Genomic DNA, 13,507 nt, shown 5'->3' with positions numbered 1-13,507 from the left:
CATCCGGTTGTACGGACAAGGGAGGTGAAGTGTCACGAATTCGCGACAACGAGGGAGGTACGGCGCTCCGCCCGCGCGCACCGCGTCCCGTACAGGGTGATCGCGGTGACGCCGACGACGGCCAGCAGGCCGAGGGCGACGACCCCGTTCCAGCCGCCCGCGTGGAACGCCGTCGCGCCGAGGGTGCCGCCGACGCTGGAGCCGAGGTAGTACGACGACTGGTACAGCGCGGAGGCCTGCGCCCGCCCGGTCCTCGCCGTGTGGCTGACCGACGACGAGGCGACCGCGTGCCCGGCGAAGAAGCCGGCCGTGATGAGCACGAGGCCGGCCAGTACGCCCGCCAGCGAGTGGGACAGGGAGAGCAGCAGTCCCGCGGCGGTGGTCGTCACGGCCAGGTACAGCGCCCCGCGCCGCCCGGTCCTGGCGACCAGCTTGCCGGCCCCCGCCGAGGACACCGTCCCCACCAGGTACACCAGGAAGATCGAGCCGACCACGCCCTGCGGCAGGCTGAAGGGCGCCTCGACGAGCCGGTAGCCGATCACCGTGTAGACCGCGCCGAAGACGGTCATGAAGAGGGCGCCGATCGCGTACAGCCGCCGCAGCAGCGGGTCGGCCAGGTGGGTGCCCACGGTCTTCGCCAGGACCCGCGGACTCAGCGTCCCCGGCCGGAAGTTGCGTGCCTTCGGGAGCATCAGCCGGAACACCGCCGCGCACAGCAGCGCCATGAGTGCCACTGCGCCCAGCGAGACCCGCCAGCCCCACAGCTGCGCGACCCACCCGGTGACGATGCGGCCGCTCATACCACCGATCGAGTTGCCCGCCACGAACAGCCCGATCGCCGCCACGAGGGCCTTGGGCCGTACCTCTTCCGCGAGGTAGGCCATCGCCGACGCGGGCAGCCCGGCCAGCGCAGCACCCTGCACGGCACGCAGCGCGATCAGCCAGCCCACGTCGGGCGCGAACGGGATCAGCAGCGCCAGGACGACCGCCACCACCAGGGAGTACGTCATCAGGGTCCGGCGCCCGAAGCGCTCGGACAGCGCGCTCAACGGCAGGACGAACAGGGCCAGCGCCCCGGTCGACGCCGACACCGTCCAACTGGCCTGCGCGGCGCTCACACCGAGACCGGCGGAGATCGCGGGCAGCAGGGCCTGCGTCGAGTAGAGGAGGGCGAAGGTCGCCATGCCGGCCGCGAAGAGCGCGAAGCTCATCCGGCGGAAGCCCGGGGACGAGGGCGCCAGCCGGGGATCAGGAGTCTCTGCGGCACCAGAGGAATCAAGAGAAGCAAGGGAAACAGGGTTCGCGGCGCCCACAATCACAGGTGTGGACGCCGTGGTACTGGCGGAAGGCATGCCCAGAACCTAGACCCCGCCTTCTCATGCGTCCAATGCGCAAAGCAGCGATAATCCATCCCATGCTGCATAAGCAAAGCTCACAGCGTCGGCTGTCACCGGGCAGTTACGAAGAAGACATCTCCCAGGTGCTCGCGCCGCGCCTCGCCCAGTTCGCCGCGGTGGCCCGGCACGAGCACGTGACCCGGGCCGCGCAGGAGCTGGGCGTCCCCCAGTCGACGCTCTCGCGCGCGATGGTCCGCCTCGAACACGACCTGGACGTCGGCCTCTTCGCGCGCAAGGGCCGCACCGTCTCGCTCACCCCCGCGGGCCGCGCGTTCCTGACCGCCGTCGAACGCGCCCTCGCCGAGGTCGAGAAGGCCGCCGAGCTGGTCAGGGCGGACGCCGACCCCACCACCGGCAGGATCGCCTTCGGTTTCCTGCACACGATGGGCTCGGAGACCGTCCCCGCCCTGATCCGGGCCTTCCGCGCCGACCACCCGCACATCCGCTTCCAGCTGATCCAGAACTACGGCGAGGCGATGCTGGAGCGCCTGCGCGCCGGGGACCTCGACCTCTGCCTCACCTCGCCCGTCCCCGAGGCTCCCGACCTGGTCGCCCGCCGCCTCGACGAGCAGCGCCTGCGGCTGGTCGTGCCGGACGACCACCGCCTGGCCACCCGCAAAAGGGTCCGTCTCGCCGAGGCCGCCGAGGAAACCTTCGTCACCCTGGAACCCGGCTACGGACTGCGCCGCATCACCGACGACCTGTGCGCGGAGGCGGGCTTCAAGCCCAAGGTCGCCTTCGAGGGGGAGGAGGCGGAGACCCTCCGCGGCCTGGTCGCGGCGGGGCTCGGCGTCGCACTGCTGCCGCCGCCCGCGGTGGCCCGCCCGGGTGTCGTGGAACTGACCGTGACGGCCCCGCGCGCGGCCCGCGAGATCGGGGTGGCCTGGCTGGACGGCCACCCGGACACACCCCCGGTCGCCGCCTTCAAACGCTTCCTGCTCGCCCGCCGCGGCCACATCCTTCCGCAGACGGCGCTGCTGGACGTACGGGAACAGGGGACACGCGCCCCTCGGGACGAGGCTCCGGACGCTACGGGCTGACCGCCGGCACCTGGCTCCCGGACCGCTACGGGCGGACCGCCAGTACCAGGCTCCGGACCGCTACGGGCTGACCGCCGCCATCGGGCTCCGGCCCGCTACGGGCTGACCGCCGCCATCGGGCTCCGGACCGCTACGGGCTGACCGCCAGCACCAGGTACGCCGCGAACAGTGACAGGTGCACACCGCCCTGCAACGGGGTCGCCCGCCCCGGTACGAAGGTCAGTGTGCCGACCGCCACGGTCAGCGCCAGCAGCACCATGTGCGTCGCCCCGAGCCCCAGCAGCAGTGGCCCCTCCATCCACACGGACGCCAGCGCCACGGCCGGGATCGTCAGCCCGATACTGGCCATGGCCGAACCCAGCCCCAGGTTCAGACTGGTCTGTACCCGGTCCCGCCTGGCCGCCCGTACGGCCGCGATGCTCTCCGGCAGCAGCACGAGCAGCGCGATGACCACACCGACGACGGACGCGGGCAGTCCGGCGGCGTCCACCCCGGCCTCGATGGTCGGCGACACCCCCTTCGCCAGACCGACCACCGCGACCAACGAGACGGCGAGCAGCGCCAGGCTGATCAGAGCGACCTTCGCCGGCGGCGGGTCGGCGTGCTCGTCCTCGTCGATGACCTTGCCCTGCTGGGTGACCGGCAGGAAGTAGTCCCGGTGCCTGACGGTCTGCGTCACGACGAACATTCCGTACAGGAACACGGCGGCCACGGCCGCGAAGACGAGCTGGGTCGGCGTGAACTCGGCCTCGGGGGTGCTCGTCGTGAACGTCGGCAGCGCGAGGCTGAGCCCGGCCAGCGTGGCGATCGCCCCGAAGGCGGCCACCGAACCCTCCGGGTTGAACACGGCCACCCGCCGCTTGAGCGAGCCGACCAGCAGGGAGATGCCGACGATTCCGTTCGTCGTGATCATGACGGCGGCGAAGACGGTGTCACGGGCCAGGGACGCGCTCTTGTCACCGCCGTCGGCCATGAGGGTGACGATCAGGGCGACCTCGATGATCGTCACGGCGACGGCCAGCACGAGCGACCCGAACGGTTCACCCACCCGGTGCGCGACCACCTCCGCGTGGTGCACGGCGGCGAGCACGGCCCCACCGAGGAAACACGCCAGCAGCGCCACCACGGCCCCGGGCATCTCCCGCCCCCAGGAGAACCCGAGCAGCACGACGGCGAGAACGGGCACGAGGGTGGCCCAGTGGGTGAGCCTGACACGATCCACGCTGGTGCTCATGCCACTGAGGGTGGCAGAGGGGTGGGGGTGCGGCATCTTCGCCGGGGCGGGGGTGAGGGGGCGGGCCGGCACTTCAGCCCGTCCGGCGTTTGAGGACGCGCGGCGCAGCCGGGCACGGGGCGGAGCCCCGAACCTCAGCCCCCACCCGCCCCGCGGCGAGCGGTTTCGGGAAGGGGTGGGGAGGGGCCGAACCCGCGAAGCGGCCCACATGGCCGCGCGGACGCGGGCGCGGGGCCGGGTACGGGGCCCCGGGCACGGGCCGGACGCGAGGCCGGGCCGGAGCGAGAGGGCGCGCTCCGCGTGGGGGCCGCCCCCTTGCCCACCCGTCCCGCCCCCGGGGGGCGGCCCCGCTGCCCAAGGGGGCTGGGGTGAGGACAGCCCCGGTGCCCAAGGGGGCTGGGGGAGTAGGGAGCGGCGGGGAGCGAGGGGCGGTCCCGCCGCCCAGGGGGCTGGGGGAGTAGGGAGGAGAAGGGCGGTCCCGCCGCCCAGGGCGTAGGGGGCTAGCCCCTGCCGAAGCCTGTGGCTAAGGGCATGCGGAGGCCCAGCGGCGGCGGTGCCGCGAACGCGTCCGCCAGGGGGCGCGCATAGGGCCGGTCGAAGAGGGAGCCCAGGACGAAGTCCACCGAGAGGGCCCGTACCTCCGCCCGGTGCTGCCGCATCCCGTGCCCGTCCGAGTGCACCTCGAACCTGCACACGTCCCGGTTCGACTTCTTCGCGCGCGCCGCCAGCCGGAACGACATTTCGGGGTCCGCCCGTTCGTCGTCGGTGCCGTGCACGATCAGCACCCGCCGTCCGGCCAGCTGCCGCACCGGGTCCTCCGTCCCCTCGGGAAGCCAAGGTGCCTGCGCCACAACCGAGTTGACCGCCGTCGCGCCCGCCGCCCGCAGCGCGGCCCGGCCGCCCATGCCGACCCCGGCCAGGCACACCGGCACGTCCCCGTACCGCCGGACGGCCTCCGTCACCGCCCACTGCGCGTCCGCCGCGAGCCGCGCCGCGTCCCCGTTCCAGCCGCGCCCCCGGTAGCGGACGACATGGGCGACGAGACCCTCGGCACCCCCCGCGCCGGCCAGCCCCCGGGTGAGCGGGCGCACCGACGCGTGGGCCAGCGCGGAAGGGCCGCGTGCGGACTCCGGTTCTCCGGGGGGCAGGACGAGTACGACGCCCGCCACCGCGCCGCTCGCCCCAACGGCCCGCCCCAGTCGGGCGGTCGGGCCCGGCTCGACTTGCTGTGTCATGACAGAACAGTCTCAGAACCCCAAGGGGGCGCCACCCTCCCGCACGGTCACTGTTACGTATCGACCGGCCCGATCTACGCGCGTAGGGGCTACAGTGCCTCAATGACGAGCCAGACCACGAAGCAGAACCCGGGACAGCCGCTCAACACGCCCACGGTGGACCAGATCCGCCGCGCGCCGAAGGTGCTGCTGCACGACCACCTCGACGGCGGCCTGCGCCCCGGCACGATCGTCGACCTCGCCCGCGAGAGCGGTTACGAGAACCTCCCCGAGACCGACGCCGACAAGCTCGGCGTCTGGTTCCGCGAGGCGGCCGACTCCGGTTCGCTGGAGCGCTACCTGGAGACCTTCGCGCACACGTGTGGCGTCATGCAGACCCGCGAAGCCCTCTTCCGGGTCGCCGCGGAGTGCGCCGAGGACCTCGCCGAGGACGGCGTCGTCTACGCCGAGATCCGTTACGCCCCCGAGCAGCACCTCGAAAAGGGGCTCTCGCTGGAAGAGGTCGTCGAAGCGGTCAACGACGGATTCCGCGAGGGCGAGAAGCGGGCCCGCGAGAACGGCCACCGGATCCGTGTCGGCGCCCTCCTCACCGCGATGCGGCACGCCGCCCGCGCCCTGGAGATCGCCGAACTCGCCAACCGCTACCGCGACCTGGGCGTCGTCGGCTTCGACATCGCCGGCGCGGAGGCGGGCTTCCCGCCCACCCGCCACCTCGACGCCTTCGAGTACCTCAAGCGCGAGAACAACCACTTCACGATCCACGCGGGCGAGGCCTTCGGACTTCCGTCCATCTGGCAGGCCCTGCAGTGGTGCGGCGCCGACCGCCTCGGCCACGGCGTCCGCATCATCGACGACATCGAGGTCGACGAGAAGGACGGCTCCGTGAAGCTGGGCCGCCTCGCCGCCTACGTACGGGACAAGCGCATCCCGCTGGAGATGTGCCCCACCTCCAACCTCCAGACCGGTGCGGCCGCCTCGTACGCCGAGCACCCCTTCGGACTGCTGCGCAGGCTCCAGTTCCGGGTCACCGTGAACACCGACAACCGCCTGATGTCCGGCACCAGCATGAGTCGCGAATTCGAGCACCTGATCGGTGCGTTCGGCTACACGCTCGACGACATGCTGTGGACCACGGTCAATGCGATGAAGAGCGCCTTCATTCCTTTCGATGAACGTCTCGCCATGATCAGCGAGGTGATCAAGCCCGGTTATGCCGAGCTGAAGTCGGAGTGGCTGTTCCACTGAGCGGCTTTGACCAGCGGTTATTCCGCTGAGGGCGTCCTCTGCCGGATGCCGCACGGCCGGCGGGGAAACTCAACACCCCGTCGGCCGGTGGTGTTTGCGGGGCGTGGACGGGTCTGACTAGCTTGCAGAGCCGCTCACTCCCCCATTTCTGAGGACGTAGTTTCCATGAAGCAGTCTGCTGGCAAGTCCCTCGGTGCCGCCGCTCTCGGCGCCGTCTTCGTCGCCGCTGCGGCCGGCTCCGCCACCGCCGCCCCGGTCGCCCTCCCGGACGCCGCCAACGTGCTGGGCACCGTCACCGGCACCGTGACCGGCGCCCTGCCGCTCGGACAGGTCGGGGAGATGCTGCCCCCCGGCGGCCCCGAGGCCCTGAAGGCGGGCACGGACGCGCTCGGCATGAGCGCCGCCACCGCCCCGACGGCCCTCTCGCCCGCCGGCGAGGGCCAGGACCCGGTCAGCGGTCTCCTCGGCGGCCTGCCCACCGGTGCGGTCCCCGGCCTCGGTGGCTGATCTGCCGTAGTCCACGAAGTGGACAGGCGAAGGGGCGCACCTCCACGTGGGAGGTGCGCCCCTTCTTCGTACGGTCATACGGTCGGTACGGGCCCCCTGCTCTGGGCCCCAGGCCCCCGGCCCCGACGCGGCTACCAGGCGGTCTTCGAGGTCCGCTCGGCCGGCAGGAAGATCCACAGGCCCAGGTAGATCAGGAACTGCGGCCCCGGCAGCAGGCAGGAGGCCAGGAAGATCACGCGCATCGTGGTCGCGGAGGTGCCGAAGCGCCGGGCCAGCGCTGCGCACACTCCGCCGATCACACGGCCGTCGCGGGGGCGGACAAGTGCGGTCATGGCGGGCTCCTTCGCGAGCTCAAGTGGGGGAGCTCCTCGTCGGCTCCCGATGTACTCAATACTGCCCCCGGGGCCCGGTAGGGGCATCGCTCTACGGGGCGACCCCGACCCTGGAAATCCTCGGGGTCATCCCCGGCCCCGCCTCCTCCTCGCTCGGGGTCGCACCCCCTACCCGAGTACGACTCCCCTCCCACCTGCGCCGCAGCCGCGCCCGTGTCAGCGGTACGACGACCAGGTGGGCCAGGGCGACCCCCACGGCGTTCAGCAGGACCGCGTCCACGTCCACGACCTGCCCAGGCACCCCGGTCTGCCAGAGCTCGATGCCGAGCGACAGCAGGACCCCGGCCATCACGGTGCGTACGAGGGAGACGAACGGGGCCACCCGCAGCCGGCCGCCCGCCATCGGCAGCAGCACCCCCAGCGGCGCGAGCAGCAGCAGCCCCTCGCCGATCCGGCGGGCCGCCTCCACGGGCCCCAGTGCCAGGTCCGCCCGGATGCCGGCCAGCGGCCGGAGATTGGGGGCGGTCACCCACAGCACGTCGTCGAGGGGGCGCAGACTCACCCATGCAACGAACAGCAGATGCGCGAGGAGGAGAAGACTCCCCGTCACGCGGAAGCGGATGACGGCACTGCCGCTCAGACCTGGACGCACGCCCCACAAGACGCGGCGGCCACTCGGATCGGTTCCCCGGCCGGGACAAGAGGACCGGAAAGGTTCGATCCGGACCCCGGAAAAGGTTTGTTTACGAGTCATCCAGTCGTCGGAGGTGCGTCGGCCACGGTCGGCGTCCGAGCTGCGTCGGTCACGGACGGCGTCCGCGGTCCCCCGGTCACGGTCGGCGTCCGAGGTGCGTCGGTCACCGTCGGCGTCCGAGGTGCGTCGGTCACCGTCGGCACCGCCTCCGGGCGCGCCTTCAGCGCCGCCGTGCAGCGGTACCTCCCTGGCGGGTCCTCCGAGGGCCCGCCCAGCTCCACCGAGCCGACGCCGTCGTCCGCCGCGCTCCCCGAATACGTACAGACGATCTGGGCCAGCGCGTGCGTGGGCAGGTCGGCGGGGGGCCGGCTGAGCCGCAGCGTCCCCGGCGGGTCCCCCGCCCGGGGCCCCGAAACGGTCAGTGAACCGCGCACGTCGGTGCTGAACCCGGCCCGCTCCTCCTCGTCCGACGGCTCCCGCTGGAGCTCGTCCAGCAGCGCCTGGGCGGCCCGCATCCGGTCCGCCGCCATGGTCTCCTCGGGCACCGCCACCGCGCGCGGCACGGACACCAGCCCCGCGCCGCACACCAGGTACACCCGCACCGTGGAGCCCGCCTGCGACCGGTCCCCGGCCGACTTCGCCGGTGCGTCGCAGGACACCCGGGACGGCGCGGCCCCCGCGTCGACGGGCACCTGGGTGGTACGGATGCCGCACCCGGCGGTGGCCGCGACGACGGCGAGCGCGGCGCCCACGAGTCCCGCACCCCTGCGTACCCTCGCTGCCATCAGCTCTGCCCCCGTACCTGGCCGTCGTCGCTCTGCTCCTCGGGCTCCAGGTCCCGGGGCAGCCGCAGGGTGAACACGGCGCCGCCGTCAGGCGAGTTGGCGGCCGTGATGCCGCCCCCGTGGATGAGTGTGTTCTCCATGGCGATCGAGAGGCCGAGCCCGCTGCCCTCCGAGCGGGGCCGGGACGCGCTCGCCTTGTAGAACCGGTCGAAGACGTGCGGCAGGACGTCGTCCGGGATGCCGGGGCCGTGGTCCCGTACCTCGATCACCAGCTCGCCGTCGTCCGCCCGTACGGACACCCCGACCGGCGAACCGCCGTGCTTGAGCGCGTTGCCCACCAGGTTCGCCAGGATCACGTCGAGGCGTCGAGGGTCCAGCCGCACCATCAGCCCGCGCGTCGCGTCCAGCTCGACCGCGTCCAGCCAGGCCCGTGCGTCGAGACAGGCGGTCACCTGGTCGACGACGTCCACGTCGTCCAGCACCAGACGGGCGGTCCCCGCGTCGAACCGGGTGACCTCCATCAGATTCTCGACCAGGTCGTTCAGCCGCCGCGTCTCGCTGACCACCAGGTGCACGGCGGGCGCGATCATGGGGTCGAGGCTGTCCGCCTCGTCCTCAAGGACCTCGGCGACGGCGGTGATCGCGGTCAGCGGGGTCCGCAGCTCGTGCGACATGTCGGCCACGAACCGGCGGCTCGCCTCCTCCCGCGCGCTCATGTCCGCGACCTTCTTCTCCAGTTGGGCCGCTGTCCTGTTGAACGTACGGGAGAGATCCGCGAGTTCATCGGTCCCCGACACCCGCAGCCGGGTCTCCAGCTTCCCCTCACCGAGGCGCCGCGCCGCGTCCCCCAGCCGCTGCACCGGTTTCAGCACGGTCGTGGCGGCGGCCTGCGCCAGCAGCGCGGAACCCAGCAGTGCGAGCCCGGTCGCGATCCCCAACGACCAGGCCAGCGAGTTCAGATCGTCCCGCTCCTGCTTGAGCGAGGTCAGCATGTACCCGGTCGCCCCGCCCCCGATCACCTTGGCCCCGCCCACCAGGTACGGCGTGCCGCGCAGGTTCGCCCGTACCCAGAACAGGTGGTACGGATGCGCGTTCCCCGAGGTGACCGGCTGCTCCCGGTTCACCTGCTCCCGCAGCTTCGGCGGTACGTCGTCGAGGGTGAAGGCGTCCAGGTCGGAGTAGCCGACGACGGGCTTGCCGCCGTCGCGGCTGTCCACCAGGAGCACGCTGTAGCCGGGGCTGGCGCTGGTCGCGGACATCTGCTCGGCGGCGCTCTGGAGTTCGGTCTGGGTGGGTTGCAGCGGCAGGGTGGCGACCCGGCTCTGCATGGCCTGCCGGAAGTCGTTGAGCGCGCTGTCCTGGGTGCGGGTCAGCACGGCCTCACGGTTGAGCCAGTACGCGATCCCCGCCACCGAGACGGCAGCGGTCAGCGCCACCAGGGCGAACACCACCACGAGCCGCAGCCGCAGACTGGTCCAGCGCAGCCCCGCGAGCAGGGCACGCTTGGCGACCGTACTCACGAAGGCGTGTCCAGCCGGTAGCCCACACCACGGACCGTACGGATCAGCGTCGGCGACGAGGGGACGTCCTCGACCTTCGCCCGCAGCCGCTGCACACAGGCGTCCACCAGCCGGGAGTCGCCCAGATAGTCGTGCTCCCACACCAGCCGCAGCAACTGCTGCCGGGACAGCGCCTGTCCCGGTCGTCGGCTGAGCTCCAGGAGCAGCCGGAGCTCGGTGGGGGTGAGCTGGAGGTCCTCACCGTTCTTCGTCACGGTCATCGCCGAGCGGTCGATCACCAGCGAGCCGAACGAGGCCGCGTCGTTGGCCTCCCGCTCACCACGGCGCAGCACGGCCCTGATCCGGGCGTCGAGCACCCGGCCCTGCACGGGTTTGACGACGTAGTCGTCGGCCCCCGACTCCAGACCGACCACGACGTCGATGTCGTCGCTCCTGGCCGTCAGCAGGATGATCGGCAGCTGATCGGTGCGTCTGATGCGTCTGCACACCTCGAATCCGTCGATCCCGGGCAGCATCACATCCAGCACGATCAGATCAGGCCGCTGTTCGCGCAGCAGTTTCAGTCCGTCCTCACCCGTGGCTGCCGTGGCAACACGGTGCCCTTGACGCGTGAGTGACAGCTCAAGCGCCGTACGGATGGCGTCGTCGTCCTCGATCAGCAACAGGAATGGCACCCGGCCATTCTGGCCCATGGGGGCGTACGAGTTCGACAGTTGGAGCGCTCCCATCCGATCCGACCTGCCGTCACGTCCGGTGTGACACCCCCCGGGAGGTGCCCTGTGACAGCTCTGTGACAGTCGCCGGACCTCGTGATGAAACTGCTCGGGCAGTCTCGTTGGCACACGGCACGCTACGGATTCCACCGACGGGGGGCGCGAGATGAACGCACTGCACAGCACCAACTCAAGCGCAGTTGTCACGCGTCTCCACGACGTCGTGCGGAACATCGAGAAGTCCGGAGCAGTGACCGCACGGGGGTGCGGTCGCGGAGTCGGGCGTCAGAGGTCGTCGTCGTACAGCCAGTACATGACGGTCGTGGACGTGCCGGGGGGGCCCGGTGGGGGGAACACCGGGGGGAACGGCGAAGTCGCCGCGGGGACGCTCGGGGGAGCGCCCGTGGCACCGCCGGTGGCGTACGGGGAGGGCTCGGGGGAGCGGTCGCACGCGACTGCGGCGGAGGCGGAATTCACCGCCTACGTCCAGGAGCGCCGCGCCTCCCTGTACGCGACCGCCTACCACCTGACCGGGGACCGCTTCGAGGCGGAGGACCTGCTGCAGAGCGCCCTCTTCTCGACGTACCGCGCCTGGGACAGGATCAGTGACAAGGCGGCGGTCGGGGGCTACCTCCGCCGCACCATGACCAACCTGCACATCAGCGCGTGGCGCCGCCGCAAGCTGAACGAGTACCCGACGGAGGAGCTGCCGGAGACGGTCGGCGACACGGACGCCATGCGCGGCACGGAACTGCGCGCGGTCCTGTGGCAGGCCCTGGCCAGGCTCCCCGAACTCCAGCGCACGATGCTCGTCCTGCGCTACTACGAGGGCCGCACCGATCCGGAGATCGCGGACATCCTCGGCATCAGTGTCGGCACGGTGAAGTCCAGCATCTGGCGCTCCCTGCGCCGGCTGCGCGAGGACGAGGTCCTCAGCTTCGGCCGTGACGAGGAGGAGTCCTTCGGCGAACTGGTCGCCTGAGGGGCAGGGGGCGCCCGCGGCCGGTCAACCGGTCGGCCACGGGCAACGGGGGGACGGGGACCGCTGTTTCGGGGGAGACGGCGGTGAGGGGAGGATCCGGGGGGACCCAGTGAGAGCCAGGGGCCGGGGGGCCCAGGGCAGGAGGGTCGGGGGGCCGGGGATCCGGGGGGATCCGCGGGGGGAACCTGGGGGCTCGGGGGAGTCGCCCCACGGGGGGAACCTGGGACTCGGGGGAGTCGCGGGGGGAAACACGGGACGGGACCACGTCGGCCGGGGGGCCGGCGGGGTCCCGTTTTCGTGTGCGACTTTCGTGTGCGGCCCGGTTCTGCCGCCGGCTCGTGGTTCAGCGGTCGGGTTCAGCGGCCGGCTCACGTCTACGCTTCCGGCTTCCGACTTCCGGCTTCCGGCTTGCGTCGCGTCGCTCAGAGAGCCGGTTCCGTGGCCGGTGCGGCGGTGGTTGCGGCGGTGGTTGCGGGCGAAGGCCGTACCACCGTCCGCGCGGCCCCGGGGCAGCGGCCCGCCGCCGCGGCGGCCAGCCTGCCCAGCGCCTCGTCCTTGGCGCAGGCGTACGCACCCAGCGCCACCTGCCGTGCCACGATGCCGCGTTCGGCGCGCATCAGCCGCCACCCCCGCCGCAGCAGGAAGGGCACCGACTTCCGGCCCTCGCGCAGGTCGCGCAGCAGCCGTCGCCTGAACGTGGTGAAGGGGCGCCCTCGCAGGCACAGGGCGTCCGCCAGCAGGCCCAACTCCCGGCACCGCGACACGATGTCCGCCGCGAAGATCCCCTCGGCCACGAACAGGGGCGTGCGCTCGATGTCGAGCGCCTCCTCGTCCACCCGTGAGCTGGTGGCGAGGTCGTACACGGGAACAGTCGTGCGCCCGGTCCTGCACAGCTGCTCGACCGCGGCGACCGCCACGTCCGCGTCCCAGGACAACGGCGAGTCCCAGTCGATGTCCGTACTGCCCGGCACCTGCGGGAGGGTCGGGTCGTTGCCCTCCTTGTAGAAGTCGTCGAGACGCAGCACGGGCAGCTGGGCGCGTGCGGCGAGGGACGACTTGCCGGAGCCGGAGGGGCCTGCGAGGAGGACGACGCGGGCGCGTACGGAAGGAGAGCTCACGGGAGACAAGTGTGCGGCATGGACCCCGCCCGGGTCTTCCCCAGGGTCACTCCAAGCCGCTTCGTGTTCGTCCCGGGCGAGGCTGTTCGTCCCGGCCCGACCCCTTCAACTACGCTGCGTACACCCTCGATCACCCGATGACGATAATCCGATCCATGCTCCATGACGCAGATGGGTAGCACTTCATGGCACGTCACGTAGCCCCCAAGACCCCGAGCCGCGGCCTGTTCCGCGCCGGCCTGACGGTGACGGCGGTCGGCGCCGCACTGGCGGCCGGCGCGGGCGCGGCCCAGGCGGCCGGGGCCCCTGCCGCCCCGGTGCCCGGAGTCGGTACCGCCCTCGAAGAGGTCACCACCACCCCGGGCGAGGTGCTGCTGGGCGCCGTCGGGCGCGCGGCGGCGGGCGGACTCGCCCCGGTGCAGAACCTGCGGCTCGACCCGCTGGCGGGCACGGCCGCCGACCCGCTGAGCAACACGGTCGGCACGCAGATCGCCGACTTCAAGCCGATCAGTACGGGGGCGGCGACGGCACCGCTCACCGAGGGCGCGGCCCTGAAGGATCTTCCGGTGGCGGGCGCGATCACGAACATCCTCCCCGGCTGAGAGCTTGACCGCTCAGGAGGCCGAGCGTCCCCCTGACCCCACTCCCTCCCAACCTCAGCCCCCTTGGGCAGCGGGCCCGCCCCCGGCCTGCTTGGACGACGGG

14 protein-coding genes are annotated in these 13,507 nt (G+C 72.1%); 5 read left to right on the top strand and 9 right to left on the bottom strand.

Annotated elements, in window-relative coordinates; all coding sequences use genetic code 11:
• Positions 1-32: 32 nt before the first annotated feature.
• Complete coding sequence (locus tag ACIQM4_RS07475; protein WP_401587320.1) at positions 33-1,352, bottom strand: MFS transporter; 1,320 nt, start codon at positions 1,350-1,352, stop codon at positions 33-35.
• A gap of 62 nt (positions 1,353-1,414) precedes the next feature.
• On the opposite strand from ACIQM4_RS07475, the gene ACIQM4_RS07470 reads away from it, so the two are divergent.
• The gene (locus ACIQM4_RS07470) at positions 1,415-2,437 is read left to right on the top strand and encodes a LysR family transcriptional regulator (RefSeq protein ID WP_401587317.1); all 1,023 of its coding nucleotides are present in this window, start codon (positions 1,415-1,417) and stop codon (positions 2,435-2,437) included.
• 130 nt (positions 2,438-2,567) lie between these two features.
• Here ACIQM4_RS07470 and ACIQM4_RS07465 read toward each other — a convergent pair whose 3' ends face one another.
• Together ACIQM4_RS07465 and ACIQM4_RS07460 are read right to left on the bottom strand one after the other, a co-directional pair.
• On the bottom strand, positions 2,568-3,671 hold the full coding sequence (locus ACIQM4_RS07465) for a calcium:proton antiporter (RefSeq protein WP_401587314.1): 1,104 nt from the start codon (positions 3,669-3,671) through the stop codon (positions 2,568-2,570).
• A gap of 500 nt (positions 3,672-4,171) precedes the next feature.
• Positions 4,172-4,906, bottom strand: a complete 735-nt coding sequence (locus ACIQM4_RS07460; protein WP_401587311.1) for an alpha/beta hydrolase — start codon at positions 4,904-4,906, stop codon at positions 4,172-4,174.
• A 102-nt stretch (positions 4,907-5,008) separates the two neighbouring features.
• Here ACIQM4_RS07460 and ACIQM4_RS07455 point away from each other — a divergent pair, with 102 nt between their 5' ends.
• Positions 5,009-6,151, top strand: a complete 1,143-nt coding sequence (locus ACIQM4_RS07455) for an adenosine deaminase (protein ID WP_401587308.1) — start codon at positions 5,009-5,011, stop codon at positions 6,149-6,151.
• A gap of 165 nt (positions 6,152-6,316) precedes the next feature.
• Positions 6,317-6,658, top strand: coding sequence for an ATP-binding protein (locus tag ACIQM4_RS07450; protein ID WP_401587306.1), 342 nt, complete (start codon positions 6,317-6,319; stop codon positions 6,656-6,658).
• Positions 6,659-6,789: 131 nt separating this feature from the next.
• Here the strand turns inward: ACIQM4_RS07450 and ACIQM4_RS07445 are convergent, their stop codons facing one another.
• From ACIQM4_RS07445 to afsQ1, 5 genes are all read right to left on the bottom strand, one after another.
• Positions 6,790-6,990, bottom strand: coding sequence for a PspC domain-containing protein (locus ACIQM4_RS07445; RefSeq protein WP_401587303.1), 201 nt, complete (start codon positions 6,988-6,990; stop codon positions 6,790-6,792).
• A 91-nt stretch (positions 6,991-7,081) separates the two neighbouring features.
• Complete coding sequence (locus tag ACIQM4_RS07440) at positions 7,082-7,642, bottom strand: VanZ family protein (RefSeq protein ID WP_401587301.1); 561 nt, start codon at positions 7,640-7,642, stop codon at positions 7,082-7,084.
• 98 nt (positions 7,643-7,740) lie between these two features.
• Entirely contained in the window at positions 7,741-8,469 is a 729-nt protein-coding gene (locus ACIQM4_RS07435; RefSeq protein ID WP_401587298.1) for a hypothetical protein, read from the bottom strand.
• Positions 8,469-9,989 (bottom strand): ATP-binding protein, encoded by a 1,521-nt coding sequence (locus ACIQM4_RS07430; RefSeq protein ID WP_401587295.1) that lies wholly within the window; start codon positions 9,987-9,989, stop codon positions 8,469-8,471. Before ACIQM4_RS07430 ends, ACIQM4_RS07435 begins: the two co-directional genes overlap by 1 nt.
• Entirely contained in the window at positions 9,986-10,663 is a 678-nt protein-coding gene (gene afsQ1, locus ACIQM4_RS07425) for a two-component system response regulator AfsQ1 (RefSeq protein WP_189820919.1), read from the bottom strand. Before afsQ1 ends, ACIQM4_RS07430 begins: the two co-directional genes overlap by 4 nt.
• A gap of 205 nt (positions 10,664-10,868) precedes the next feature.
• On the opposite strand from afsQ1, the gene ACIQM4_RS07420 reads away from it, so the two are divergent.
• The gene (locus ACIQM4_RS07420; RefSeq protein WP_401587292.1) at positions 10,869-11,684 is read left to right on the top strand and encodes a SigE family RNA polymerase sigma factor; all 816 of its coding nucleotides are present in this window, start codon (positions 10,869-10,871) and stop codon (positions 11,682-11,684) included.
• Between the two features lie 422 nt (positions 11,685-12,106).
• Here the strand turns inward: ACIQM4_RS07420 and ACIQM4_RS07415 are convergent, their stop codons facing one another.
• Positions 12,107-12,802 carry a uridine kinase gene (locus ACIQM4_RS07415; protein WP_401587290.1) on the bottom strand — a complete coding sequence of 232 codons (696 nt, stop codon included), beginning with the start codon at positions 12,800-12,802 and terminating at the stop codon, positions 12,107-12,109.
• A gap of 185 nt (positions 12,803-12,987) precedes the next feature.
• Here ACIQM4_RS07415 and ACIQM4_RS07410 point away from each other — a divergent pair, with 185 nt between their 5' ends.
• Positions 12,988-13,404 carry a hypothetical protein gene (locus tag ACIQM4_RS07410; RefSeq protein WP_401587288.1) on the top strand — a complete coding sequence of 139 codons (417 nt, stop codon included), beginning with the start codon at positions 12,988-12,990 and terminating at the stop codon, positions 13,402-13,404.
• Positions 13,405-13,507 lie beyond the last annotated feature (103 nt).

It is taken from the genome of Streptomyces sp. NPDC091272 (assembly GCF_044757485.1).
Lineage (GTDB): Bacteria > Actinomycetota > Actinomycetes > Streptomycetales > Streptomycetaceae > Streptomyces.
The sequence above is the reverse complement of the archived record's forward strand: the minus strand, read 5'-3'. Positions and strand labels throughout refer to the sequence as shown.